Genomic DNA, 26,369 nt, shown 5'->3' with positions numbered 1-26,369 from the left:
TTTGCTTTTAAACAATTTTGAGGTTGAGAAGTACATCACTAATTTTTTTCATGTATCTCAACAAAAAAACAAGGCGGCCATCGCCGCCTCATTAATATAAATAAAATCAATGCGTTATATAAATTCATAATTATAATGATTGTAACTCTTTGATTATACACCGTTTAAGTCAGTTTATAATCTAAAGCTGAGCTGAAAATGATTACCCGGTGATAATTTCAACAAATCGATTAAATAGCACACATAGTTTTTATCCATTTATCAAAAAAACCTTATGCGACTCTTCATTGGCGGTTAAGCTGTCACTCTAATGTTAACGAGTGGATACAATGACCGAATATCAGATTGAGTCTGCTAAAAAGCAACATCTGCCGTTTTTGGCAAGTATTGAGCAACAGGCAGCCGAACTTTTCCCTGCACACTTGTTGCCTGATGATCTAAAAACAGAAACGCTGCCGCTGATTGAATTAGTGACAGCGCAGCGAGAAAAACGCCTGTGGATAGCGAAAGACAGAAGCGGGACTCCCGTGGGTTTCGCTTTAGTGTACTGGGTGGATCAGAGGGCTTTACTGGGGGAAATTGATGTTGTACCCCAGCACGGTGGACAAGGTATTGGCAGCCAATTATTGGCGGCAGTCATTGATCGTCTGCGAGATCGCGGCGCTACCGCGCTGTATCTGACGACCTTTAGCCGTTTTGCTCAAAGCGTTGCGCTCTATACCAAATTCGGTTTTATTCGCCTGAATTCACGTAATACGCCGCCTTGGCTGACGAAAATACTGACGGAGGAGGTCGCGAGCGGCATGGCTGACCGGGTGGCAATGATGCGCCCTATCCCCTGAATCAGGGTCATTTTTTGAACCTAACAGCGTTCACTCTCGCGAGATAACAGTCAAATATGTGGGGCAGTAACGGGGAGTTATCCGAGCAGAGGATGATTTAGCGCCCTAATTGTCGGATTAAAACAATAAAAAAAGGTGTCGATCGCTCAACACCCTTCTCTATATTATTATATTGGCAACGGCTGGCTAACTTGCCTACCGTTTCAGCAACGCTATTCAGTTACAATAGTCTGAATCTGCGCTGGCCCGGTATCATACCAACCCCAGCCTGGCCCCCACCCAGGATGACCGCGGAAGCCCCAAGGCCCCATTGGCGCTGGTGGCATCATCACCTGCTGGGCAATATTCCAGCGCTTATAACCGGTGGCGTTAATTACCACGAAGTTATAGGGCGTCATACCAATTTTGCCCGCCTCGCTGCCGACAATTGGCCCGACGACCGTCACCAGATGACCACGGAAATCTACCGGTTCGAGGAAACCATCCACATAGGCAATCACTCGCCCTTGAGACGGTTCACCGAGAATAGGTCTGGCACCTGAATCCAACGGCACGCTGGCAATCTCCAGACGAGTACGTTGTTTTTCGTTAACCACATTGACGACCGTGCCGCCAAAACGCGCCTCCTGACCGGCAAAAACCTGCGGCGCATTACGTACCGCATTAAGGTTTTGCTGTGGCGTAGCCGTGGTGCCTTTTATGGCATCGGGAATGGTTACGCAACCAGTCAAGAGTAAGGCACTCAGTCCTACTAGCCCGAAAAGCCATTTACGCCTTAATTCACTGGGTGTCATCGCCGTTATCTCCTTAATTAATCTTAAACTTTAAGACCATAAATTCAGAGACAAGTTGCCATATTTTATCGTCCAGGTAACTTTTTCCAGGTCACTTCATTACGCAGGTAAACCGGTTCAGCCTGTTCAACCGGTAAGGCCGCACCGTTGTTCCACAGTTGGATCGCCAGAGGCAGCATATCCTCCGCCTGCGGCAACAACATTTGCCCATCAGTCAGTATAGCCGCATGACTCGCGACCAGATCGGGATAAGTCTGCCAACCGGTGCCAACAAAGGCCCAATTGCCACTTAAATCCTGCGTCATCTCTTGTACTTGCGCCGGAGTCAGTACCGCTTCGGTTTCTTCGCCCAGCCAGCTACCGTCAGTCTGGCGTTCAAACTGTCCCCAATACACTTCGCCCATACGTGCATCAATTGCAGCTAATACGCGAGTTGCGCCGATCAGACGAAATGCACCCTGCGCCATGGTTTGCAACGTGGAAACGCCAATCATCGGCAAATTGGCACCCAACGCCAATCCTTGCCCGATGCCGATGCCAATACGCACACCGGTAAAACTGCCCGGCCCGCGCCCAAAGGCCAGCGCGTCCAACTGAGTTAACGTCAGGTGGGATTCGGTTAAAACTTGCTGCACCAGCGGAAGAATTCGCTGAGTGTGTTCTCTGGCACAAAGTTCAAAATGGGCGTGGATCGCGCCGTCGTTCCAGAGTGCAACAGAACAGGCTTCTGTTGCGGTATCGATCGCTAAAATTCGCGTGGACATGCCAACCTCGGCAGGAAAAAGAATCTATATTCAACACAGGGCGCGCATAATAGCACACCCCACAAGGCTTTACCCTCACTCCTGCCGTTTCAGGAAAGCGATAGCTTTGGTCAAATCACGGGTACGTGGCGTGGGCGGCAGACTATTGAGGAATACCGCACCGTAAGGCCGCATCACCAGACGGTTATCGCAAATCACCAGCACCCCGCGATCGTCAATATCCCGAATCAAACGCCCAACGCCCTGTTTCAGGGTAATCACCGCATCGGGTAACTGCACGTCGTTGAACGGATCGCCGCCGCGCAATCGGCAGTCTTCAATCCGCGCTTTCAATAGCGGATCGTCCGGTGAAGTAAAGGGCAATTTGTCAATAATCACGCAGGAAAGCGCATCGCCGCGTACGTCTACCCCTTCCCAGAAACTGCTGGTTGCAACCAGTAACGCATTACCGGCAGCGACGAACTGAGCCAGTAACTGGCCTTTACTGGTTTCACCCTGCACCAGCACCGGTAACGTCATGCTGGCGCGAAACTCCTCCGCCAGACTGCGCATCATCTGATGAGAAGTACAAAGGAAAAAGCAGCGTCCCTGATTAGCATCAATCATCGGTTTGAGCATTTGTGCCAGTTTACGTGCCCCGCCCGGCTCATTGGCATTGGGCAAATTTCGTGGTACACACAGCAATGCCTGATTGGCGTAGTCAAACGGGCTGGGAAGCAGCAGGGTTTTGGCATCGGTTAAACCGAGACGTTGAGTAAAATGCCCTAGCTGATCGTTCACCGATAAAGTGGCCGAAGTGAAAATCCAGGTACCGGCTTTTTCTTCTATTAACTCGCGGAAACGATCGGAAACCGACAGCGGCGTGAGAGCCAGCACGAAATGGCGCGCATTACATTCATACCAATAGCTATAACCCGGCGTAGTCACTTCTTTCAAACGTTTCAACCGGTTGCGATATAGCGTGGCTCGCTCGAAGGCCGCATCCAGCATAGCGGAGCGCCCAAGCGACAGCTTCATTACGTCATAGCACAGCTCTAAAGCATCGTCTAACAGCAGCAAAGCCCGCTGGATCGCCGGTTGCTGGAGTACGTCTCGCAGATTGCCACGGAATCCGGGATCGCCAAGCACCAATCGGAAATCCTGCGCACTTTGGCTTAGCCGGTCGGCGCTTTTCTGTAGCTGTACCGAATCTCGCACCTCAGTGCGATAAGCGATGGTGATATCCTTAGCTAAGTCCATAAGCTGGCGGCTAGTGAGCTGCTGGCCGAAATACTGGCTGGCGATATCAGGAATCTGATGGGCTTCATCGAAAATCATTACGTCAGCGCTGGGGATCAGCTCGGCAAAGCCGCTTTCTTTCACCACCATATCCGCCAAAAACAAGTGATGGTTAACGACCACCACATCCGCATCCATCGCGCGGCGGCGCGCCTTCACCACAAAACAGTCCTGATAAGCCGGGCAATCGCTGCCCAGACAGTTATCATTAGTACTTGTGACTAACGGCCAGACGAAACTGTCTTCCGCCACATCGCCGCAGGTGCTGATATCACCGTCTACGGTTTGTGACGACCAGCCGCGCAAATGGACTAAATCCACCAGCGTTTCTCCCGCCAGCTCACCGCCTGCCAGAGTTTGCTGTTCCAAACGTTCCAGACACAAATAGTTGGAGCGTCCTTTTAGCAACGCCAGTTTGCCTTTATATTTCAACGCCGTGGCGACCGTAGGCAGATCGCGGGAATACAGCTGATCCTGTAAGGCCTTAGAACCGGTAGAGATAATGACTTTGCAGTCTGCACGCAGCGCCGGTGCCAAATAGGCATAGGTTTTACCGGTACCGGTGCCTGCTTCCACCACCAATTGTTGTTTGGTGGTAATGACTTCGCCGATCGCCTGCGCCATCTGACGCTGTGATTCTCGCGGGTTAAAACCGGTTATCGCCTGCGCTAAAGCGCCGTCTATTGCAAAATCGTCTGTCACACTTTCTCTCTGCCGAATCAAATCAGCGCTGATTATGCCAAGCATGAGGCTGAGGCACCACACACATTATCGCGATCACTTATGTTACCCTGATAGAGGTAGCAGATAACGATATTCACACAAAGGAGTGAAAATGAGCATTGAACGAATTAACCCGGAAAAACGCTGGTCAGATGCGGTGGTGTATAACGACACTATTTATTACACCGGCGTACCGGAAAATCTGGATGCTGATATTACCGCGCAAACGGCCAATACGCTGGCCGCTATTGATATGCTGCTGAATCATCTGGGTTCGAGCAAGAGCAAAATCCTCGATGCGACAATTTTTCTGGCCGACGCTGCAGACTTTGCCGGTATGAACGCCGCCTGGGATGCTTGGGTCGTTGACGGCAGCGCACCGGTACGCTGCACCGTTCAGGCTAAGTTGATGAATCCGCAGTATAAAGTCGAAATTAAAATTATCGCCGCACGTTAAATCGTACAAAGGGTAGCCCGCATGCACCGGCTACCCTTTTGTTTTTATATGGTTTCTCTGTGACTTTTCTGTAGTTTGTTACTGAGTCAGTGCGATCCCCGGTGTTACGCCAGTTTAATCATCACCATACCGGCCAGCAGCAGAATCAGACCAATCCAGCCTTTATAATTCAATCGCTGGTTAAACAGAATCCAACCGGCCGCGACGGTAGCGGCAATACCAAAACCGCCCCATAACGCGTAAGCCACCGAAAGATCGATACCTTTTACCGCCTGCGCTAAAGCGCTGAACGCACCAAGTACCGACAGCAGGGAGAAAATCCCTAACCAAACCCGACGGAAGCCGTCTGACATTTTCAACAAAATATTGGCAAGAATTTCTAAAATCACCGCCAGAATCAAAAAGCCAATGTGGTAAAACTCAAGCTGTTGCATGATCCCCACCTGACTTAACCGCTAATGTCGGCTGGCCAGTGACTTTGGCTTTCAGCGCTCCGGGGAGCTTGATGCCACCGCCCTGACCCGGTTTTTTCGGCTTACGGGTGCCGGATTTAACCAGCATAATCCCGCCCACCAAGGTCACCAGACCGGCGATTTTCAACGGAGACAGCGTTTCGCCAAACCACAGCACACTGAACAGAGTAATAATGAGAATCCCGATCCCTTCCCACAGCGCGTAAGCCACGCCCAATGCCACTTTCTTAATCGCCATCGCCAATAAGATGTAAGAACCGGTGATCATCACATACATCACCAAATGGCCGGTTAATTCGCCGCTGACGCTGGCGTATTTCATTGAAAGGGTACCAATAATTTCTGCAACGATAGCTAAGCCTAAAAAAATCCAATAAATCATAAAATCTCTCCTAACACGCGAAAACGCACGCTAAGGTCTATTTGTTACGGTTATCCTCATGCACAAGCTGAAATCACAGATTGCAGACGTGCGTAGGCCGTAAGAAATAGATACTCACTTGGCGTATAAAAATGCTATGCCCGGATTATGCGGAGTTAAATGCCGCGCCGGTTAAGGGAGAGTGACGCTAAAGCTCGCTGCACCAGTGATGTTCACTGGCTAGAATGGCAGACAGGAAGAGTTGGCAGGTAGAAGTTTTGAGAGTAATTCCGTTAGTTTTAATCATAATGTTTTCTCTTTTTTAGCCGCACATATTTCGTGAAACCGAGTGCGATTTGCCTCAAATCCTCATCAAATTAGAATAATTAACTGAGCTATTTGTACCATAGGCAAAAATAGAAAGCAAACCGCCAATTTGAAAAAATTAGAGAAAAAAAAGTTTAGAAAAGAGCACTTTAGTTATTTCAAAAATACAAAACCCCCAGAATCTGGGGGTTTTCAATTCTAGAGAAAAGCAGAAATTATCTCGCCGGTTCAGGGGCTTAGACAGCTTATGCCGCTGCGCCTTCTACCGCCTGTTTCGCCAGCTCGGTTATCCGATTGTAATCCCCTTTCTCCAGCGCATCGGCCGGAACCAACCAGGAGCCGCCGATACATAAAACACTCTTCAGCGCTAAATAATCACGGTAATTATTTGGCGTGATACCGCCTGTTGGGCAGAAGCGAACCTGAGAGAACGGGCCGCCGATAGCCTGTAGCGCCTTCACGCCACCGTTGGCTTCCGCCGGGAAGAATTTGAACTCTTTCAGGCCGTAACTCATGCCTAGCATCAATTCAGAAACGGTGCTAATGCCTGGAATCAATGGAATCGTGCCTGCGGTGGCCGCCTGCAACAGATCGGCGGTTAAGCCAGGGCTAATAGCAAACTGGGCGCCCGCTTCGGTCACGGCTGCCAATTGCTCAGGATTCAGCACGGTACCGGCACCAATAATCGCTTCTGGTACTTCCTGTGCAATGGCGCGAATCGCGTCAACTGCGCACGGGGTACGCAAAGTCACTTCCAGCACGCGTACGCCACCGGCAACCAGCGCTTTAGCCAAAGGCACCGCCTGTTCGAGTTTATTGATGACGATTACCGGGACCACCGGACCTGCGGTCATAATCTGTTCTGCGCTCGTTTTCCAGCTTTTCATCGGTCGTTATCTCCACTTATGCCGTCTGACATAGGATTGATGCCTTTCCATTCAGGGCTATGTTGGTTGCCTTCTAGGCATCGGTTAAAAGATGGCACTCAGCCGAAGACCCACGGAAAGTGACCCGCCTCTTCTATACTGCCTGCCATGAAACAAAATCAGAACTAAGCCTTTGAATGGCTCTTATAATCGCGCAGGTGCTCCGTCCGTGAGTTCATCCAGGCATTCCCTGATGGATGCACTACCCCGCCGGTCAGCGGCCGGCTGTGTCTGCGGCACCGGGGTAGTGAGGTTACTGATGGTTATGCTGTTAAACGATTACTCGAATTCGTTCCATGAACGACCATCGCGAGTGATCATGGCAACTGAGGCTACAGGTCCCCAGGTACCGGATTGGTAAGGCTTCGGCGCTTCATTATCCGCCGCCCAGGCTTCCATGATGGAGTCAACCCATTTCCAAGCTTCTTCCACTTCATCACGACGCACAAACAGGGCCTGAATGCCGCGCATGGTTTCCAGCAACAAACGTTCATAGGCATCAGCGATATGCTCTTCGTTGAAAGTCTCGGAGAAACTCAAGTCCAGCTTAGTCGTTTGCAAGCGGTGCTTATGATCCAGACCCGGCACTTTATTCAGCACCTGAATCTCAATGCCTTCGTCCGGCTGTAAACGAATGGTCAGCTTGTTCTGCGGCAACTGTTGGTAAGACTCGCGGAACAGATTCAGCGCAGGGTTTTTAAAGTACACCACCACTTCCGAACATTTGGTCGGCAAACGTTTCCCGGTACGCAGGTAGAACGGCACGCCGGCCCAACGCCAGTCATCAATATCCACGCGGATAGACACAAAGGTTTCGGTATTACTACTCTTATTCGCCCCTTCCTCTTCCAGATAGCCCGGTACTTTATGACCCTGAACGAAACCGGCGGTGTACTGACCGCGAACCGTGGTTTCACGCACGTTGGTCTGATCGATACGGCGCAGTGAACGCAGCACTTTCACTTTTTCATCGCGAATACGGTCGGTGGTCAAATCTGCCGGTGGCGACATGGCGATCATGGTCAGGATTTGCAGCAAATGGTTTTGAATCATATCTCGCATCTGGCCAGCCTGATCGAAGTAGCCCCAACGGCCCTCGATACCCACTTCTTCCGCAACGGTAATCTGCACGTGATCGATAGTGCGGTTATCCCAGTTGGAAGCAAACAGTGAGTTGGCAAAACGCAGCGCCAACAGGTTCAGAACCGTTTCTTTACCTAAATAGTGGTCGATACGGTAAACCTGACACTCGTTAAAGTATTCAGCAACCTGATCGTTGATCACCCGTGAGGAAGCCAAATCGGTTCCTAACGGTTTTTCCATCACTACGCGCGCCGGTTCGTTATTCAGCTTGGCTTCGCCCAAACCTTTGCAGATGGCACCGAAAGTACTAGGCGGCATGGCAAAGTAGTTAATGGTAGTGCGGTTTTTTTGATCGAGCATTTTGCCCAATTTAGCAAAGTGCTTGCTGTCGTTGACATCCAGATTACAGAAATCCAGCCGGCTGCTGAGCTTCTGCCAAAGTTCGTCATCCAGCTTTTCTTTCATAAAGGTGTCGAGGGCTTCCTTCACCACGCCGATATACGCGTCTTTATCCCAGTCAGCCCGACCCACACCGATAATGCGTGTATCAGGATGGATATGACCCGCTTTCTCTAGCTGGTAAAGGGAAGGCAGCAGCTTTCGGCGTGCCAGGTCACCTTTAGCGCCGAAAATAACCAGGTCGCATGCCTGGGCTGTATTAGTTACCGCCATGTATTTCTCCTCGTTGCAGGATATTTGTAATTTTCTTACATCTATAATGTACTCTCTTTGACTATAGCCAGTAAACCCGGATAAAAAGGCAATAAAAACGGTTATAAAACATCCTATCAGGCGCTAAGCCCCGTCAAATAAGGCGGCGTAAGATAAAAATGTAATTTTATGACTTTTTTGATCGTCTTTTACCATTCTGAAAATTAGACACAGGTCATATTCTGATGAAAAAGGGCTGCTTCCTCATCAATGCCTCTGCCAACGGGTCCCGGCTCGTAGTATATTTCCATTAAACCGGCATAGATTTCTCCTTTGAATGAAATCGACAAAACCCATGGGTGACTCTCGTTATATGAATACGCTGGAAAAGATCCAAAATAATCTGGACCTCCTGAGCAAATCTGAAAGGAAAGTCGCCGAGGTGATCCTTGCCTCCCCACAAACTGCCATTCACTCTAGTATCGCCACGCTGGCGAAAATGGCCAACGTTAGCGAACCAACGGTTAATCGTTTCTGTCGCCGTCTGGATACCAAAGGCTTCCCTGATTTTAAACTGCATTTAGCCCAAAGTCTGGCAAATGGCACACCTTATGTGAACCGTAACGTCGAAGAAAATGATAGTGTTGCTGCATATACAGGCAAGATTTTCGAATCGACGATGGCCAGTCTGGATATGGTGAAAACCAATCTGGATATTGCAGCGATAAATCGGGCGGTGGACTTACTGACTCAGGCCAAGAAAATTTCCTTCTTTGGCCTGGGCGCATCCGCCGCCGTCGCCCATGATGCAATGAATAAATTTTTCCGCTTCAATATCCCGGTTATTTATTTCGATGATATCGTTATGCAACGCATGAGTTGTATGAACTCCGGGGAAGGTGACGTTGTGGTGCTGATTTCCCACACTGGCCGCACCAAGAATCTGGTAGAAATGGCCCGTCTGGCACGCGAGAACGATGCGACCGTTATTGCCATTACCTCGCGAGACACGCCGCTGGCACACGAAGCAACGCTGTCATTGCTGCTGGACGTTCCGGAAGATACCGATGTTTATATGCCGATGGTGTCACGAATTGCTCAACTGACACTGATTGATGTACTGGCAACCGGATTTACTTTACGCCGCGGCGATAAATTCAGGGATAACTTGAAGCGGGTCAAAGAAGCGTTGAAAGAATCGCGCTTTGATAAGGGCGCGTCTTTACAGGGCCTGATTGAATAAACGCCCGACGCTAAAAATATCGCTTAGAGCTGATTTATTTCAGTTTTGCGCCGATAACCTATTACACAGCTATCGTTTCTACATTCGCATGCGGTTAATTTGGATGACACAATTTCAGAGTAAAACTCGTCACTCAGTGACATTTTGCCCTAGGGTTAATTATCCGCAGTTTTAACAACACCAATGCTTCACCAGTCAACGGAGTAATGCATGTCCAGACGGCTCAGAAGGACCAAGATTGTTACCACACTGGGGCCGGCTACCGACCGCGATAATAACCTGGAAAAGGTTATTGCTGCGGGTGCAAACGTAGTCCGCCTGAATTTTTCCCATGGCACCGCTGAAGACCACATGTTACGCGCTAATAAAGTGCGCGAAATCGCCGCGCGTTTGGGGCGTCACGTGGCAATTCTTGGCGATTTGCAAGGGCCAAAAATCCGTGTATCCACCTTCAAGGAAGGCAAAGTCTTCCTGAATATTGGCGATAAGTTCCTGTTAGACGCCAACCTGGGTAAAGGCGAAGGCGACAAAGATAAAGTTGGTATCGATTACAAAGGCTTACCTGCGGACGTGGTGCCGGGCGATATTCTGTTGCTCGACGACGGCCGCGTTCAGCTCAAAGTGCTGGAAGTTCAGGGCATGAAAGTGTTCACCGAAGTCACCGTCGGCGGCCCTCTTTCCAACAATAAAGGCATCAACAAACTGGGCGGTGGTTTATCCGCTGAAGCGCTGACCGAGAAAGACAAAGCTGATATCGTGACTGCCGCAAAAATTGGCGTCGATTATCTGGCCGTCTCCTTCCCGCGTACTGGCGAAGACTTGCATTATGCCCGCCGTTTGGCGCGGGATGCTGGCTGTAACGCGAAAATTGTCTCCAAAGTCGAACGTGCCGAAGCCGTAGCCACTGACGAAGCCATGGATGACATCATCCTCGCCTCTGACGTGGTTATGGTCGCCCGTGGCGATTTGGGCGTAGAAATTGGCGATCCAGAGCTGGTCGGTATCCAGAAAAAACTGATCCGTCGTGCCCGTCAGTTGAATCGTGCGGTCATTACCGCCACGCAGATGATGGAATCGATGATCACCAACCCAATGCCAACCCGCGCCGAAGTTATGGACGTAGCGAACGCCGTGTTGGATGGGACCGATGCGGTGATGCTGTCAGCAGAAACGGCGGCGGGTCAGTATCCGGCTGAAACCGTAGCCGCGATGGCGCGAGTCTGTTTGGGTGCAGAGAAAATCCCAAGCATTAACGTTTCCAAGCACCGTTTAGATGTGCAATTCGATAACGTCGAAGAAGCCATCGCGATGTCCACGATGTACGCGGCTAACCACCTTAAAGGTATTACGGCGATCATTGCCATGACCGAATCTGGCCGTACTGCCTTGATGATGTCGCGTATCAGCTCGGGTTTACCGATCTTTGCCATGTCTCGTCATGAACATACGCTGAACCTGACCGCGATCTATCGCGGCGTCACGCCGGTTTATTGCGCCAACCACACCGATGGCGTAGTGGCTGCCAATGAAGCGGTTAACTGCCTGCGCGATAAAGGCTTCCTGGTTTCTGGCGATCTGGTTATCGTCACTCAGGGCGATGTGATGGGTACCATAGGTACGACTAACACCAGCCGTATTATTCGCGTGGAATAATTATTCTGCGCCAATAAAAAAGCCAGTCCGCGTTAAGTTGACTGGCTTTTTCTTTATCTGCATTTTATTTCACTTTTCACTACTGAACGCGCGGCCCGCTCACGCCGGATTACAGATCTTTGCGTACGTAAGGCTCGATTTCACCTTTTTTACGGGTTTTCAGCAGTTTCAAAATCCAAGTGTACTGCTCTAAGTTAGGGCTAACCAAAGCCTCTACTTCTTCGTTCATGCGACGAGCAATATAAGCGTCATCCGCATCCGCTAAATCATCCATTGGTGGACGAATATAAATATCCAAACGATGTTCACGGTAATTATAAACAGGGAACATCGGCACAATGGCCGCACGGCACACTTTCATCAAACGCCCTACCGCAGGCAGCGTGGCCTTATAGGTCGAGAAGAAGTCAACGAACTCGCTCTGCTCTGCGCCGTAATCTTCATCCGGCAGATAATAGCCCCAATACCCCTGACGCACCGAGCTGATAAAAGGCTTAATGCCGCTTTCGCGCGCATGAATGCGGCCACCGAAACGCAGGCGAGCGCTGTTCCACAGATAATCTACCAGCGGGTTGCGCTGATGATGGAACATTCCGGCGACCGGTTTCCCCTGCCCGGCCAATAACATGGCGGGAATATCGATAGACCACGCGTGGGGCACCAGCAGAATAACGTTGCGCCCTTGCTGCTGGAGTTCATCTAAAACAGATTCACCATGCCAATGAACACGGGACAACACGTGCTTAGGATCGCGGAAACACAGTTCGGCCATCAGCATCATCGGCTGCGGCGCAGTGGCAAACATCTCATCGATAATTTGCTCACGTTCCGTCTCACTGATATCCGGCAAACAATAGAGAAGGTTTATCCGCGCGCGCCGACGAGCGCCTTTGGCGAATTTACCGGCCAAACGGCCTACACTGGCTAAAAAAGGATCGCGAATTCTTGCCGGTAAATAAGCCAGCGCTGCCATCACGCCAATGCCCAGCCATACGCCCCAAAAACGCGGATGAAGGAATGATTTTTGGAATACCGGAATAAAACCCGCGCTGTCGTTCTTCTCTTTTTGCATCAGGAAACTCTTCGAATAGGCCAATCAGCTAATCATAATTGCGAAGATAGAGAATGCAATTGTCCATCTGACTGTAAAAACTGATATCAGGCTAAAAAACCTGACCTGTTGATCACCAACGTGGCCGTTACAATGAATATCACCATAACGACCACATTAGATTTTATTTATTCCGCTCAAGAATTCCTGAGTGGAATTACCGGTTAGTCGAGCTGCAACTGCGGGATCACTTCTTTCGCAATAGCCAGATAATCGCTGCGTTCTTTACCGCTCAATCCTTCGGAACGAGGCAGTTTAGCCGTCAACGGGTTAACCGCCTGCTGGTTGATCCAGAATTCATAGTGCAAATGCGGCCCGGTGGAACGACCGGTATTTCCAGACAGTGCGATACGATCGCCCCGTTTTACTTTCTGACCCGGTTTAACCAGCAGCTTTTTCAAATGCATATAACGCGTGGTGTACTGGCGACCGTGACGAATGGCCACATAGTTGCCCGCCGCGCCGCTGCGTTTCGCAATCACTACTTCGCCATCGCCCACCGCCAGTACCGGAGTACCGACCGGCATAGCAAAATCGACGCCTTTGTGCGGCGCAACACGCCCGGTAACCGGGTTAATACGACGTGGATTAAAGTTGGAAGACACGCGGAACTGCTTCATGGTTGGAAAACGCATAAAGCCACGGGCCAGACCGGAACCCTGACGATCATAGAACTTGCCGTCTTCGGCGCGAATAGCATAGTAATCTTTGCCGCCGGAGCGCATACGCACGCCGACCAATTGGCTTTGCTCACTGCGCCCGTCGAGCACTTCCCGCGACATCAGCACGGCGAACTGATCGCCTTTACGCAATTTACTGAAATCTAACTGCCACTGTAAGGCTTTAGTCACAGCGCGAATTTCCGAGTTGTTCAATCCGGCTTTCTTGGCGCTGTTAACGAAACTGCCGTCCAGACGACCGGTCATTACGCTGTTACGCCACTCACCTTTTTGCAACTCTTTAGTTTCTTTAAAGGTATTGCCAACGCGATCGTAAGTACGCGTCTCACGGCGAGACACTTCCCAGGTCAGGCGTTGTAAATCGCCGGAATCGTTCACCGTCCAGGAAATTTGCTGCCCGATCTTCAGATTACGCAGGTCGCGGTTTTGCGAAGCCAGTAACGCCACATCGGACATCTCGATGCCGTACTGAGTCAGAATATTGCCAAGGGTATCGCCGGTGGAAACCACATATTCATGAACGCCACTTTCATTAACATCTTTAGCGTCCAGCTCGTCCTGAGGAATCTCATCGTCCGGACTCGGTTGGTCTAGCGGCTCACTGGCTTCGGGAGCCAAAATGTTCGCCTGGCTGGTATCAAGAATAACGCTCTTCGCGATGGGATCGTGTTCTGGGTGATAAACAAATGGCCGCCAAACGGCAACGGCCAAGGTCATTACGGTCAACGACCCCAACATCACTCGATGGGGCCGCGGTAAGTTGTTATACGCCAGAGCGATAGTTCGGACTATCTGCTGCACTTATGAGTATCCTTATAAGTCTTACTTCAGGCAGCTCTCGTATTGGTCAGACAACTGAGACAGAAACTCTGTGTAGCTGTCTTTGCCCAATGCGATGCCGCTACCCAATGGATCCAGCGTGCCTGAACGCACCTGAGTTCCCTTGGCAACGGCATTAATGACGGCCGGCCTGAATTGTGGCTCAGCAAAAACGCATACCGCCTTTTGCTCAACCAACTGTGTTCGAATTTGAAGTAAACGCTGTGCGCCGGGCTGTATTTCGGGGTTGACTGTAAAGTGACCCAATGGGGCCAAGCCAAAGTGTTTTTCAAAGTAGCCATAGGCATCATGAAAAACAAAATATCCCTTACCCTGCACAGGCTTCAGCATATTAGCAATTTTTTTGTCACTTTGCGCTAGTTGATCCTCGAATCGGCGCAGGTTTGCATCTAGTTTGTCCCGATTTTGTGGCATAAGTTCCAATAATCGGTCGTGAATAGCAATTGCCGTCAACTTAGCGATCTCTGGCGAAAGCCAAACATGCATGTTGTACTTACCGTGGTGATGTCCAGGTTCATCATTATTCGCTGCATGATCATCATGATGCGTGTCATGCTCACCTTCATGTTCATCATGCTCGTCGCCTTTCATTAAAAGCGCTGCAACCTGAGTCAATTGAGAAACAGCAATCTGTTTGCTGGCAGGGACTTGCGTCAATGGCTTTATCAGAAAGGCCTCCATTTCCGGTCCCACCCAAATTACCAGCTCAGCCTGACGTAAACGCTGGACATCGGACAGACGAAGGGCATAATCGTGTGGCGAAGCGCCGTCGGGCAGTAAAACCTCCGTTGGCAGCACGCCGTCAGCGATAGAAGCCGCAATAAATCCCAACGGACGGATGGAGGTGACTACCGCTGCTGATGCGCTATGTACCACACCTGCCATCAAAACGGCGCTGGCTAATAGGGTTCTTCGTAGCCATTGGTTTTTTTGTAACATAACGTTATTTCTATTGAACATGGTAAGTTAACTCGTCCTTTCCGCTGGAAAAGCGTAATATTATAACATTCACTTAATTCTGCAAACGTAATCATCATGTCCACATTGGTAAGTCTGAACAAAATATCCGTTACCTTCGGGAATCGGCGGGTACTCGCTGATATTTCCCTCTCATTACAGCCGGGAAGAATCCTCACTTTGCTTGGGCCAAACGGCGCGGGAAAATCGACGCTGGTTCGTGTGGTGCTGGGATTGATCGCCCCTACCGGCGGTTCCGTGGTTCGGGAGCCTGGATTACGTATTGGCTATGTGCCACAAAAATTACATCTGGACGCCACTCTACCGCTGACGGTGAGCCGTTTTATGCGCCTTAAGCCCGGCGTGAAGCAAGCGGATATTTTACCGGCGCTGAAACGCGTCCATGCTGCCCATTTATTAGAACAGCCCATGCAGAAACTGTCCGGAGGGGAAAATCAGCGGGTACTGCTAGCCAGAGCCTTGTTGAATAAGCCGCAGTTGCTGGTGCTTGATGAACCGACACAAGGTGTCGATGTCAACGGGCAGCTGGCACTGTACGATCTGATTGAACAACTGCGTACCGAATTGGGCTGCGGCGTACTGATGGTGTCCCACGATCTGCATCTGGTTATGGCGAAAACCGACGAAGTATTATGCCTTAATCAACATATTTGCTGTTCCGGAGCGCCAGAAGTGGTTTCTACCCATCCAGAATTCATCGCCATGTTTGGCAACCGCGGTGCCGAAAAACTGGCCGTTTACCGTCATCACCATAATCATCGTCACGATTTGCATGGCAAAATTATTCTAAAAAACCCAGGGAGCCGTGACGCATGATCGAATTACTCTTACCCGGCTGGTTAGCGGGTGTCCTGCTGGCCTGCGCCGCTGGCCCGCTGGGGTCGTTTGTGGTCTGGCGTCGAATGTCTTATTTCGGCGATACTTTGGCTCACGCCTCGCTGCTCGGCGTGGCATTTGGCCTGCTGCTGAATGTGAACCCGTTTTACGCGGTGATCGCCATGACGCTGATATTGGCTCTGGTTCTCGTGTGGCTCGAACGTCGCCCGCAGTTGGCCGTCGATACCTTACTGGGCATCATGGCGCACAGCGCATTGTCGCTCGGTCTAGTCGTCGTCAGCCTAATGTCAAATGTGCGGGTCGACCTGATGGCCTATCTGTTTGGCGACCTGCTTTCAGTTACCCTGAATGATATCTGGATGATTGCCATCGGCGTCGCCGTGGTATTGCTGGTGCTACGCTGGCAGTGGCGGCCGCTGTTATCGATGACCATTAGCCCGGAGCTGGCACACGTTGACGGGGTTAACCTACAGCGGGTCAAAATGCTGTTGATGCTAATTACCGCGTTGACCATTGGTTTATCAATGAAATTTGTTGGCGCACTGATCATCACGTCATTGCTCATCATTCCCGCCGCCGCCGCCCGTCGTTTTGCCCGAACGCCGGAGCAAATGGCCGGGGTCGCCGTGGTGATTGGCATTCTCGCTGTAACCGGCGGCCTGACCTTCTCTGCGCTGTACGATACGCCAGCTGGCCCATCCGTGGTGCTCTGCGCCGCAATGATGTTTGTGCTAAGCCTGTCGCAAAAACCCAGAGGATAAAGCTCTGCGGAGGGAGCAAGTTCGCAGCTCCCTCCGTGCGTTGATTTGGACTTCTGACCTCTTATACTTTTCCTCTTACCTCCTGCTTTATACTTCCTGTTTCTTATTTCGCCTGCTTATTTATCCCGCATTTTGCTGATATTCACCTTTCCCTCCCAAATAGCCTTATGGGCGCAACCGCTTACGCCGTTGTTATTTCAGTTATATTTTTTTGAATTTGATAACATTCTGTACGAAATAAACATGTCGGATACAAAAACCACTCAGTAAGTTTTAATTAGTGTGATCAGCCACAAACATAATATTCACCCAGTGTAATACTCTGCCGTCGTTGCTTTTTGAGAAAACATTTTCACTATTCTATTCGGCTTTCTTTATCGCGCCGGGACGGATTTGTGCGCGCCCTACCCACTCATAACTATTATTCAGAGGCAAACCATCATGGATAAACCCACACCAACCGGTTTATTACAGCAGCCCAAACCCTTCTTTATGATCTTCTTTGTCGAACTGTGGGAAAGGTTTGGCTACTACGGCGTGCAGGGCATTCTCGCGGTTTTCTTTGTTAAACAGCTGGGCTTCTCACAAGAACAGGCATTTGTGACTTTCGGGGCTTTTGCCGCTTTGGTTTATGGCCTGATTTCCATCGGTGGCTACGTCGGCGATCATTTACTGGGAACCAAGCGCACCATGGTGCTGGGTGCAGTGGTGCTGGCCATTGGTTATTTCGCTACCGGTTTATCCTTGTACCGGCCTAATCTGATTTTTATCGCCCTAGGGATTATTGCTGTTGGGAATGGTTTGTTTAAAGCTAATCCAGCTAGCTTATTATCCAAGTGCTACCCGCCAAAAGATCCTCGCTTGGACGGTGCTTTTACCCTGTTTTATATGTCAATTAACGTAGGTTCGTTGCTTTCTCTGTCGTTAGCCCCAATTATCGCCGAACGCTATGGTTACACTGTCACTTACTATCTGTGCGGTATCGGTCTGATCTTTGCTCTGCTGGTTTATTTCTGCTGCCGTCATATGGTTCGCCATATAGGATCCGAGCCGGACGCCCAGCCGCTAAACTGGAAAAACCTGTTTCTGGTGCTGGCCGGTACGGTCATTATGGTATTTGTTTGTGCCTGGCTGATGAATCACGTCATGATCGCCAATCTGGTGTTAATCGTGCTGTCATTAGTGGTGGTTTTTATTTTCTTCAAAGAAGCATTCAAGCAGGATACATTGGGGCGCAATAAGATGTTTGTTGCCTTCATTTTGATGTTGGAAGCTATTGTTTTCTACGTGCTGTACGCGCAGATGCCAACCTCGCTAAATTTCTTCGCAATTAATAACGTTCATCACGAAATACTGGGTTTTGCCATTAATCCAGTCAGCTTCCAGGCACTCAATCCGTTTTGGGTGGTCGTTGCCAGCCCTATTCTCGCCAGCCTCTACACTCGTTTTGGTAGTAAAGGACGAGATTTGACTATGCCAGCCAAATTCACTTTGGGCATGTTCTTATGCTCGCTGGGATTTTTGACCGCTGCGGCAGCCGGTATGTGGTTTGCCGATGCCCAGGGCCTGACATCACCTTGGTTTATCGTTCTGGTTTATCTATTCCAGAGTCTCGGGGAATTAATGATTAGCGCCTTGGGTCTGGCGATGGTAGCAGCGTTAGTGCCTCAGTATTTGATGGGCTTTATTCTGGGGATGTGGTTCCTGACACAGGCAGCATCCTTCCTGATTGGGGGCTACGTTGCGACCTTCACCGCGACGCCGGAAGGCATTACCGACCCATTGGAAACCTTGCCTATCTATACCGATGTGTTCGGTAAGATCGGTTTGACTACGCTGGGGATTGCAGTCGTGATGGGGCTGATGATTCCATGGTTGAACCGAATGGTGAATACGCCAGTAGCCGAGAAAGCCACGGTTTAAAACCTAATTCAGGCACAGTCATTCGGCGGAGTTGTCTCATTCAGGCAGACTCCGCCGCTTACAACATTACTCTTCTCGATCGATACCAAAATGCTTGTAGGCATGATGCGTGGCAATACGCCCACGCGGAGTGCGTTGGATAAAACCTTGCTGAATCAGATAGGGTTCCAGCACGTCTTCAATGGTTTCACGCTCCTCCCCGATAGCCGCCGCCAGATTATCTAACCCTACCGGGCCACCCATAAACTTATCAATCACTGCCAGCAATAGCTTACGGTCCATGTAATCAAAGCCTTCCGCATCCACATTCAGCATATCCAAGGCTTTCATCGCCACATCACCATTAATGGCACCGTCGGCTTTCACTTCGGCGAAGTCCCGAACCCGTCGTAGCAGGCGATTGGTAATCCGCGGCGTGCCCCGTGATCGACGCGCCAGCTGATGAGCACCTTCCGGCGTTAATTCCAATCCCAGGCATTGGGCGCTACGGCTGACAATATGCTCCAGATCCGCAACCTGATAAAACTCCAGCCGCTGCACAATCCCAAAGCGATCCCGCAACGGTGAAGTCAGAGATCCGGCACGCGTCGTGGCACCAATCAAAGTAAAGGGCGGCAAATCCAGCTTGATAGAACGCGCCGCTGGCCCCTCACCGATCATTATGTCCAACTGATAATCTTCCATCGCCGGGTAAAGAATCTCTTCGACTACCGGAGATAGGCGATGAATTTCATCAATAAACAGTACGTCATGAGGCTCAAGGTTGGTCAGCATCGCCGCCAGATCGCCAGCTTTTTCCAGTACCGGGCCGGAAGTGGTACGCAGATTCACGCCCATCTCGTTAGCCACAATATTAGCCAGCGTAGTTTTACCCAGACCCGGAGGGCCAAATATCAGCAAATGATCCAGCGCATCACCGCGCTGTTTCGCCGCCTGAATAAAGATTTCCATCTGCTCGCGGACATGGGGTTGCCCGACATATTCGCTTAATAGCTTGGGGCGAATCGCTCGGTCAATGATCTCTTCTTCACTGATAACGCCAGCCGAAATCAGGCGGTCTGCTTCAATCATCCTCTACCTCTTGCTGTCACTACTATAAGGCTGCGCGCAACGCGTCACGAATTAGTGTTTCACAGTCTGCGCCGGGCTTGGCAATTTTGCTGACCAAACGGCTGGCTTCCTGGGGTTTGTATCCCAACGCCACCAGCGCTGAAACGGCCTCTGCCTCCGTGTCTGCCGCAGAAACCTGCGCCGAGGTGGTAGGCAACGGGATCTCACCGGTGTTATTAAACAGATCGCCGTTCAAGCCTTTGAAGCGGTCTTTCATTTCCACCACTAAACGCTCGGCGGTTTTCTTTCCTACGCCCGGCAGTTTTACCAACGTAGTGATATCTTCACGTTCAACGGCACCGACAAACTGCTGCGCCGACATACCGGACAGAATCGCCAGCGCCAGCTTTGGCCCAACGCCGTTGACCTTAATCAGTTCACGGAATAACGCACGTTCCTGTTTATCATTGAAACCATAGAGTAACTGCGCGTCTTCCCGCACGATAAACTGAGTAAAGATAATGGCTTCCTGCCCGATCTCCGGCAGTTCATAAAAACAGGTCATTGGCAGTTGGATTTCATAGCCAACGCCGTTGGTCTCTAGCAGCACCAGCGGCGGCTGCTTTTCCAGAATGATACCTCTGATGCGCCCTATCACCTTGACTGTCTCCTTGCCCGGCAGGTTTATCGATGAATATATTTTATAGCTGTTTATAACATAAAAAAGGCTGGATGGATATCCAGCCTTCAGCGATTAACCCGGCTTTATCGGGTCTTTGCGCGCCGTTGCACAAAATTAACGCAAACGGCCACGTGCCATGACCAATTGGTTATTACCCAATCGCACCGTATTCTGGCTGAGATGGCAGTGGGTAATCGCAATCGCCAAGGCATCGGCGGCATCGGCCTGCGGATTAGCCGGTAACTTCAGTAATGAACGCACCATATGTTGTACCTGGCTTTTCTCTGCCGCGCCGGTGCCAACAACCGTTTGTTTCACCTGTCTTGCCGCGTACTCAGACACCGGCAGATCCAGATTGACCGCCGCGACGATGGCCGCGCCTCTTGCCTGCCCTAGCTTCAACGCCGAATCAGCGTTTTTTGCCATAAACACCTGTTCAATAGCAAAAAAGTCCGGGTGAAACTGAGTAATGATTTCAGTCACACCGGCGTAAATCAATTTCAACCGGGTCGGTAAATCGTCCACCACGGTTCGGATACAACCACTGCCCAGGTAGGTCAGTTGGCGCCCTTCCTGGCGGATAACGCCATAACCGGTGACACGAGAACCGGGATCGATACCTAATACGATCGCCATACCAGTTTTCACCTTGTCCGTTATCGTTGGGAACCACACCCACCTAAAAATAGGCCGTGCCCAATAATGAGCACGGCGACTTTACTGCTTTAACGCTGTTGCCGCGATGACTTACATGAAATCACGCTGATTGCCGCTCATTACAGCGTAGCAGCGACTTCGTCGGAGATCTCACCGTTATGGTAAACCTCTTGCACGTCGTCAGAATCTTCCAGCATATCGATCAAACGCAGCAGTTTTGGCGCAGTCTCTGCATCCAAATCGGCTTTAGTTGATGGGATCAGCGACACTTCCGCCGATTCAGCCACCAGACCAGCCGCATCCAGCGCGTCTTTTACCTGACCCAGAGATTCCCACGCAGTGAACACGTCAATAGCACCATCGTCATACACGGTCACATCATCGGCACCGGCTTCCAGCGCCGCGTCCATCACGGTATCTTCATCCAGACCTGGGGCGTAAGAAATCACGCCTTTTTTGGTGAACAGGTAAGAAACGGAACCATCAGTGCCCAGGTTGCCACCGGTTTTGGTAAAGGCGTGGCGAACTTCAGATACGGTACGGTTACGGTTGTCACTTAGGCATTCAACCATTACCGCGGTGCCGCCCGGACCATAACCTTCATAAATGATGGTTTCCATGTTGTTATCTTCGTCACCGCCCACGCCGCGTGCGATAGCCCGGTTTAGGGTGTCGCGCGTCATGTTATTGGACAATGCCTTATCGATAGCCGCACGTAAACGTGGGTTAGCAGCCGGATCGCCACCGCCTAATTTGGCAGCCGTAACCAGTTCACGGATAATTTTGGTGAAAATCTTACCGCGTTTGGCATCCTGCGCCGCTTTGCGGTGTTTAGTGTTGGCCCACTTACTATGACCTGCCATAAGAATCTCCGAAAATAGCCTAATTAGACCTAATAAATAACAAACTCTTCAATCGCTTGCTTATTACTCCAGGACTTAGTCAATGCTGCCGCTTCCGGCGAGTTAAGCCACTGGTACGCATGATGTTCGGTAAGTTTGACATCACGCTCTTCGGGTAACGCCAGACAGAACCAGTGTTCTTTATTATGCGTAGTACCCGGTGCATAGCGAGGACGGAAATGCGCGAAGAGTTCAAACTCCACGCAGCGCTGACAGTCGAGCAGCGTCAGGTTTTCACCTGTGATATCAATGCCCACTTCTTCCTTTACTTCACGCTGCGCGGCAGACAATGGGGATTCCCCCTCCTCCAGACTGCCGGTAACCGACTGCCAGAATTCAGGGTCATCACGCCGCTGTAACATCAGCACCCGACCCGTAGATTGGGCATAGATCAGCGCCAAAATTGACTCGGGGCGTTTGTATTTCATTACTCTTTCTCTTCTGCCGGAGTATCGGCTGCGGTTTTCTTCGCTACGACGCTGATCGATAGCTCTTGCAAAGAGGCCGGGTTGGCAAAACTCGGCGCGTCGGTCATCAGACAGGCCGCGGCGGTAGTTTTAGGGAACGCAATCACGTCGCGGATGTTATCAGTACCGGTCAGCAGCATCACCAGACGATCCAGACCAAAGGCCAAACCGGCGTGCGGTGGAGTACCGAATTTCAACGCATCCAGCAAGAAGCCGAACTTCTCACGCTGTTCGTGTTCATTGATGCCCAGAATGCCAAAGACCTGCTGCTGCATTTCGGTGCGGTGGATACGCACGGAACCGCCGCCGACTTCATAACCGTTAATCACCATATCGTAGGCGTTAGCGATAGCAGAAGTCGGGTTCGCTGCCAGCGCTTCTGGCGTCATGTCCTTCGGCGCGGTGAACGGGTGATGCATCGCCGTCAGACCGCCTTCGCTATCGTCTTCAAACATGGGGAAATCAACCACCCACAGCGGCTCCCAGCTATCCAGCTTAGTCAGTTCCAGATCGCGGCCCAGCTTCAGACGCAGTGCGCCCATAGCATCGGTGACGATTTTGAAGCTGTCTGCGCCGAAGAACAGAATATCGCCGCTTTCAGCCTGAGTGCGAGCCAGAATGGCCTCCAACACTTCCGGACTAAGGAATTTGGCAATCGGGCTTTGCACCCCTTCCATACCGGCAGCACGGTCATTGACTTTCAACCACGCCAGACCTTTTGCGCCGTAGATACCGACAAACTGGCCGTATTCGTCGATCTGTTTACGAGTCAGTTGCGCGCCACCAGGTACACGAATAGCAGCAACGCGGCCTTTCGCATCGTTCGCCGGGCCGGAGAACACTTTGAATTCAACGTCTTTCACTAAGTCGGCAACGTCCACCAGCTCCAACGGGTTACGCAGATCCGGTTTATCTGAACCGAAGCGGCGCATGGCTTCCGCAAAAGTCATGATCGGGAAATCACCCAGATCAACGCCTTTGGTGGTTTGCCACAGCTGACGAATCATTTTTTCCATGATTTCACGCACTTGATCGGCGCTCATAAAGGAAGTTTCCACATCGATCTGGGTAAATTCTGGCTGGCGATCGGCGCGCAAATCTTCGTCACGGAAACATTTTACGATCTGATAGTAACGGTCGAAGCCAGACATCATCAGCAACTGTTTGAACAGCTGAGGAGACTGCGGCAACGCGTAAAATTTGCCTTTATGTACCCGGCTTGGTACCAGATAATCACGCGCACCTTCCGGCGTCGCCTTGGTCAGCATCGGGGTTTCGATATCAAGGAAACCGTGATCGTCCATAAAGCGGCGCACAAAGCTGGTGATTTTAGCGCGGGTTTTCAGGCGGTCGGCCATTTCTGGACGACGCAGATCCAAATAGCGATATTTCAAACGCTGTTCTTCGCTGTTGATCTGGTTGGAGTCCAGCGGCAATGGCTCAGAACGGTTGATAATATTCAGTGAGTTGGCAAAGATTTCCACTTCACCGGTAGACATATCTTTATTGATCTGACTTTCCGGACGCGCACGCACAGTACCGGTAATCTGAATGCAGAACTCATTGCGCAGCTCAGAAGCCTGCTCAAAGGCCGCTTTATGGTCAGGATCGAAGAACACCTGAACGATGCCGTCACGGTCACGCATATCAATAAAAATCAGGCCACCCAGGTCACGGCGACGATTGACCCAACCACAAAGTGTGACGCTTTGTCCCACGTGGGACAGATTCAACTGCCCGCAATACTCAGTACGCATACAATGTCCTTTTACTCAGCCGATGCCGCGCCCGTCGAGTGTTCTGAACTGTTCGCGCGGCTATTATTCTGGTGAACCCTTACTCTGGTGAACCCTGTTTTTTGGCACCCGGTTTGAAATCAGTGGCGTACCAACCGGTGCCTTTCAGCTGAAAACCGGCAGCAGATATCTGTTTCGATAACGCAGGCTTCCCACACGCCGGACAGTCTGTCAGTGGCGCATCAGAAAATTTTTGTAGTTTCTCTAATCGATGTTGGCACGCGCTACACGCATATTCATAAATTGGCATAGGTATTTTGGATTAAAGAGTGTTGAAAAAAGGGGGTCATTATAAAGGAAATTCATGGCATAGATAAGAGCGAACGCACAGGTCAGGGACGACAAAGTCACTCTCTGCGGTGATTTAACACATCATTTAACAAAATTCTCCCCGTGATAAGACTGTTCGGCAACATTTGTTGGCATAAACTCGGAGGCACCAGAGGCCATAAACCTCATTTAGCCCATGTCTGTTCGAGGCCAAAGATGATGAAAATTGAAGCAAAAACCAGCGCACTGGTGCTGATCGACCTGCAACAGGGAATTCTCCCTTACGCCGGCGGCCCGTACAGTGCCGAACAAGTTGTCAATCATGGTGCACACCTAGCCGAACAGTTTCGTCAATTAGGCGCTCCGGTGTTTTGGGTGCGCGTGGGCTGGTCGGGAGATTTTGCCGACGTATTGCATCCGCCGGTCGATCGCCCAAACCCGGCTGGCCGTTTACCTGCCAACTGGTGGGATTTCCCGCCGCAGTTGAAGGTTCGCGATAGCGATATTCTGGTGACTAAACGCCAATGGGGGGCTTTTTACGGCACTGAACTGGATCTGCAACTGCGCCGGCGCGGGATAAAAACCATCGTGTTGGGCGGGATTGCGACAAATCTCGGCGTTGAATCTACCGCCCGCTCCGCCTGGGAACACGGCTACGAGCTGGTGATCGCCGAAGACGCCTGTAGCGCTCCGGACACCGAGCAGCATCAGGCCAGCTTCCACCACATCTTCCCGCGTATTTCTCGCGTCCGTAGCAGCAATGAAATTATTGCCGCGCTAACCGCCTGACGTTAAGGTAAGGGTACCTTTTAGCGGCTTCGTTTGTGAGCTGAGCCGCGTTGTTTCTTTCTTTCGCAGCGGCTGACTTATGTATATTGGATTACCTCAATGGCAACATTCGGCATGGAGCCGGTTAGGTTTGCAGGATCTGGCGGATTACAGCCGCTATTTCAACTGCGTGGAAGGCAACACCACTTTTTATGCGCTGCCGAAACCGGAAATTGTGCTGCGCTGGCGGGATATGACACCGGAAAGCTTTCGGTTCTGCTTCAAATTCCCCGCCACTATCAGCCATCAGGCGGCACTCAGTCAGTGCGAGCAGGAATTATTAACCTTTTATCAGACGTTGGAACCGCTCAATCAGCGTATCGGCCAACTGTGGCTGCAATTGCCCGCCGCCTTTGGGCCGCGTGAATTGCCGCGGCTGTTTCACTTTCTCGACCGATTACCCCGTGACTTTAACTATGGTGTGGAGGTTCGGCATCCGGCTTTTTTTGCCAAAGGCGGGGAGGAACTGGCGCTCAATCAAGGTTTGCACCAACGGCAAGTTAACCGGGTTATTCTCGATAGCCGTCCGATCCACAGCGCCGCACCCAATACCGCCGCGGTGCGGGACGCGCAAAGTAAAAAACCCAAACTGCCGGTACATGCCGTGGTTACCGGTCATCAACCTCTGGTGCGGTTTATCGGCGGCGATAGGCTGGATGAAAATCTGAAACTTTTCGCCCCCTGGCTGCAAAAACTGCCGGTATGGGAGCATCAGCACCAGCCTTATCTGTTTATTCATACGCCGGATAATGGCGATTCACCGCAGCAAGCGCAAAAAATCTGGCAACGGCTAGCGGCGTTAATACCTTCTTTACCTCCCGCGCCGGATTGGCCAGAGCAAAACACATTGTTTTAGCAGAAAATTCCCTTGTCCAATCCCGGCAGTTTGTCATGATTTGCATCAAAATGAAGGGCGGCGAGAAGTCGCACATTTAAAAGAGTAGAAACGCCAGAAATCGGTGAAAAATGAGAACTGACGCTCATTTCGACAAAATGCAAGGCTGAATGGTGG

The 26,369-nt window shown here is 50.8% G+C and carries 26 protein-coding genes; 9 read left to right on the top strand and 17 right to left on the bottom strand.

The window, feature by feature from the left end; translation table 11 throughout:
- Positions 1-329 precede the first annotated feature (329 nt).
- Complete coding sequence (locus tag ACQ4OC_RS02765; protein WP_064513503.1) at positions 330-842, top strand: GNAT family N-acetyltransferase; 513 nt, start codon at positions 330-332, stop codon at positions 840-842.
- A 212-nt stretch (positions 843-1,054) separates the two neighbouring features.
- Here the strand turns inward: ACQ4OC_RS02765 and ACQ4OC_RS02760 are convergent, their stop codons facing one another.
- The 3 genes from ACQ4OC_RS02760 to ACQ4OC_RS02750 all read right to left on the bottom strand — a co-directional run bounded on the left by ACQ4OC_RS02760 (position 1,055) and on the right by ACQ4OC_RS02750 (position 4,380).
- The gene (locus ACQ4OC_RS02760; protein ID WP_430970912.1) at positions 1,055-1,636 is read right to left on the bottom strand and encodes a Slp family lipoprotein; all 582 of its coding nucleotides are present in this window, start codon (positions 1,634-1,636) and stop codon (positions 1,055-1,057) included.
- A gap of 65 nt (positions 1,637-1,701) precedes the next feature.
- Positions 1,702-2,400, bottom strand: coding sequence for a tRNA (adenosine(37)-N6)-threonylcarbamoyltransferase complex dimerization subunit type 1 TsaB (gene tsaB / locus ACQ4OC_RS02755; RefSeq protein ID WP_064513499.1), 699 nt, complete (start codon positions 2,398-2,400; stop codon positions 1,702-1,704).
- A 75-nt stretch (positions 2,401-2,475) separates the two neighbouring features.
- Positions 2,476-4,380 (bottom strand): ATP-dependent DNA helicase, encoded by a 1,905-nt coding sequence (locus ACQ4OC_RS02750; RefSeq protein WP_064518247.1) that lies wholly within the window; start codon positions 4,378-4,380, stop codon positions 2,476-2,478.
- A gap of 133 nt (positions 4,381-4,513) precedes the next feature.
- Between ACQ4OC_RS02750 and ACQ4OC_RS02745 the strand changes: the two genes are divergently transcribed.
- Complete coding sequence (locus ACQ4OC_RS02745) at positions 4,514-4,858, top strand: RidA family protein (protein ID WP_064513497.1); 345 nt, start codon at positions 4,514-4,516, stop codon at positions 4,856-4,858.
- 104 nt (positions 4,859-4,962) lie between these two features.
- Here ACQ4OC_RS02745 and mdtI read toward each other — a convergent pair whose 3' ends face one another.
- The 4 genes from mdtI to zwf all read right to left on the bottom strand — a co-directional run bounded on the left by mdtI (position 4,963) and on the right by zwf (position 8,700).
- Positions 4,963-5,292: a multidrug/spermidine efflux SMR transporter subunit MdtI gene (gene mdtI / locus ACQ4OC_RS02740; protein ID WP_064513495.1), complete on the bottom strand. Its 330-nt coding sequence runs from the start codon at positions 5,290-5,292 to the stop codon at positions 4,963-4,965.
- Positions 5,279-5,713, bottom strand: a complete 435-nt coding sequence (gene mdtJ, locus ACQ4OC_RS02735) for a multidrug/spermidine efflux SMR transporter subunit MdtJ (RefSeq protein ID WP_064513493.1) — start codon at positions 5,711-5,713, stop codon at positions 5,279-5,281. The genes mdtI and mdtJ overlap by 14 nt, the downstream gene beginning before the upstream one ends.
- A 551-nt stretch (positions 5,714-6,264) precedes the next feature.
- Positions 6,265-6,906, bottom strand: coding sequence for a bifunctional 4-hydroxy-2-oxoglutarate aldolase/2-dehydro-3-deoxy-phosphogluconate aldolase (locus ACQ4OC_RS02730; RefSeq protein WP_064513491.1), 642 nt, complete (start codon positions 6,904-6,906; stop codon positions 6,265-6,267).
- 318 nt (positions 6,907-7,224) lie between these two features.
- Complete coding sequence (gene zwf / locus ACQ4OC_RS02725) at positions 7,225-8,700, bottom strand: glucose-6-phosphate dehydrogenase (RefSeq protein WP_064513489.1); 1,476 nt, start codon at positions 8,698-8,700, stop codon at positions 7,225-7,227.
- Between the two features lie 316 nt (positions 8,701-9,016).
- Here zwf and ACQ4OC_RS02720 point away from each other — a divergent pair, with 316 nt between their 5' ends.
- On the top strand, positions 9,017-9,922 hold the full coding sequence (locus ACQ4OC_RS02720; RefSeq protein ID WP_064513486.1) for a MurR/RpiR family transcriptional regulator: 906 nt from the start codon (positions 9,017-9,019) through the stop codon (positions 9,920-9,922).
- Between the two features lie 210 nt (positions 9,923-10,132).
- Complete coding sequence (gene pyk / locus ACQ4OC_RS02715; protein WP_049597692.1) at positions 10,133-11,575, top strand: pyruvate kinase; 1,443 nt, start codon at positions 10,133-10,135, stop codon at positions 11,573-11,575.
- A gap of 109 nt (positions 11,576-11,684) precedes the next feature.
- Here pyk and lpxM read toward each other — a convergent pair whose 3' ends face one another.
- The 3 genes from lpxM to znuA all read right to left on the bottom strand — a co-directional run bounded on the left by lpxM (position 11,685) and on the right by znuA (position 15,145).
- Positions 11,685-12,647: a lauroyl-Kdo(2)-lipid IV(A) myristoyltransferase gene (gene lpxM, locus ACQ4OC_RS02710; protein WP_430970911.1), complete on the bottom strand. Its 963-nt coding sequence runs from the start codon at positions 12,645-12,647 to the stop codon at positions 11,685-11,687.
- Positions 12,648-12,850: 203 nt separating this feature from the next.
- The gene (gene mepM / locus ACQ4OC_RS02705; RefSeq protein ID WP_064513481.1) at positions 12,851-14,167 is read right to left on the bottom strand and encodes a murein DD-endopeptidase MepM; all 1,317 of its coding nucleotides are present in this window, start codon (positions 14,165-14,167) and stop codon (positions 12,851-12,853) included.
- Positions 14,168-14,188: 21 nt separating this feature from the next.
- A complete protein-coding gene (znuA, locus tag ACQ4OC_RS02700; protein ID WP_064513479.1) occupies positions 14,189-15,145 on the bottom strand; it encodes a zinc ABC transporter substrate-binding protein ZnuA in 957 nt (318 codons plus the stop codon).
- 96 nt (positions 15,146-15,241) lie between these two features.
- Here znuA and znuC point away from each other — a divergent pair, with 96 nt between their 5' ends.
- From znuC to dtpB, 3 genes are all read left to right on the top strand, one after another.
- Positions 15,242-16,000 (top strand): zinc ABC transporter ATP-binding protein ZnuC, encoded by a 759-nt coding sequence (gene znuC, locus ACQ4OC_RS02695; protein ID WP_064513477.1) that lies wholly within the window; start codon positions 15,242-15,244, stop codon positions 15,998-16,000.
- Positions 15,997-16,782 (top strand): zinc ABC transporter permease subunit ZnuB, encoded by a 786-nt coding sequence (gene znuB / locus ACQ4OC_RS02690; RefSeq protein WP_064513475.1) that lies wholly within the window; start codon positions 15,997-15,999, stop codon positions 16,780-16,782. The genes znuC and znuB overlap by 4 nt, the downstream gene beginning before the upstream one ends.
- 441 nt (positions 16,783-17,223) lie before the next feature.
- Positions 17,224-18,705, top strand: a complete 1,482-nt coding sequence (dtpB, locus tag ACQ4OC_RS02685) for a dipeptide/tripeptide permease DtpB (RefSeq protein ID WP_120806655.1) — start codon at positions 17,224-17,226, stop codon at positions 18,703-18,705.
- A 66-nt stretch (positions 18,706-18,771) separates the two neighbouring features.
- Here the strand turns inward: dtpB and ruvB are convergent, their stop codons facing one another.
- From ruvB to ACQ4OC_RS02650, 7 genes are all read right to left on the bottom strand, one after another.
- Complete coding sequence (gene ruvB, locus ACQ4OC_RS02680) at positions 18,772-19,776, bottom strand: Holliday junction branch migration DNA helicase RuvB (RefSeq protein WP_064513472.1); 1,005 nt, start codon at positions 19,774-19,776, stop codon at positions 18,772-18,774.
- Between the two features lie 22 nt (positions 19,777-19,798).
- Positions 19,799-20,413, bottom strand: coding sequence for a Holliday junction branch migration protein RuvA (ruvA, locus tag ACQ4OC_RS02675; protein ID WP_064513470.1), 615 nt, complete (start codon positions 20,411-20,413; stop codon positions 19,799-19,801).
- A 138-nt stretch (positions 20,414-20,551) separates the two neighbouring features.
- A complete protein-coding gene (ruvC, locus tag ACQ4OC_RS02670) occupies positions 20,552-21,073 on the bottom strand; it encodes a crossover junction endodeoxyribonuclease RuvC (protein ID WP_049597683.1) in 522 nt (173 codons plus the stop codon).
- 140 nt (positions 21,074-21,213) lie between these two features.
- On the bottom strand, positions 21,214-21,957 hold the full coding sequence (locus ACQ4OC_RS02665) for a YebC/PmpR family DNA-binding transcriptional regulator (RefSeq protein ID WP_004719779.1): 744 nt from the start codon (positions 21,955-21,957) through the stop codon (positions 21,214-21,216).
- Positions 21,958-21,986: 29 nt separating this feature from the next.
- Positions 21,987-22,424: a dihydroneopterin triphosphate diphosphatase gene (nudB, locus tag ACQ4OC_RS02660; RefSeq protein ID WP_064513468.1), complete on the bottom strand. Its 438-nt coding sequence runs from the start codon at positions 22,422-22,424 to the stop codon at positions 21,987-21,989.
- Entirely contained in the window at positions 22,424-24,220 is a 1,797-nt protein-coding gene (aspS, locus tag ACQ4OC_RS02655) for an aspartate--tRNA ligase (protein WP_064513466.1), read from the bottom strand. Before aspS ends, nudB begins: the two co-directional genes overlap by 1 nt.
- Before the next feature lie 79 nt (positions 24,221-24,299).
- Positions 24,300-24,509: an FmdB family zinc ribbon protein gene (locus ACQ4OC_RS02650; protein ID WP_049597679.1), complete on the bottom strand. Its 210-nt coding sequence runs from the start codon at positions 24,507-24,509 to the stop codon at positions 24,300-24,302.
- Between the two features lie 239 nt (positions 24,510-24,748).
- On the opposite strand from ACQ4OC_RS02650, the gene ACQ4OC_RS02645 reads away from it, so the two are divergent.
- Together ACQ4OC_RS02645 and ACQ4OC_RS02640 are read left to right on the top strand one after the other, a co-directional pair.
- On the top strand, positions 24,749-25,318 hold the full coding sequence (locus ACQ4OC_RS02645) for a hydrolase (RefSeq protein ID WP_162975209.1): 570 nt from the start codon (positions 24,749-24,751) through the stop codon (positions 25,316-25,318).
- A gap of 79 nt (positions 25,319-25,397) precedes the next feature.
- Entirely contained in the window at positions 25,398-26,213 is an 816-nt protein-coding gene (locus ACQ4OC_RS02640; RefSeq protein ID WP_064513462.1) for a DUF72 domain-containing protein, read from the top strand.
- The last annotated feature ends 156 nt before the right edge of the window (positions 26,214-26,369 follow it).

Origin of the sequence: Yersinia sp. J1 (assembly GCF_050586585.1) — a bacterium.
In the GTDB taxonomy this organism is placed as follows: Bacteria; Pseudomonadota; Gammaproteobacteria; order Enterobacterales; family Enterobacteriaceae; genus Yersinia; species Yersinia entomophaga.
Note: the sequence above shows the minus strand (reverse complement) of the source record. Positions and strands in the feature narration are given on the sequence as shown.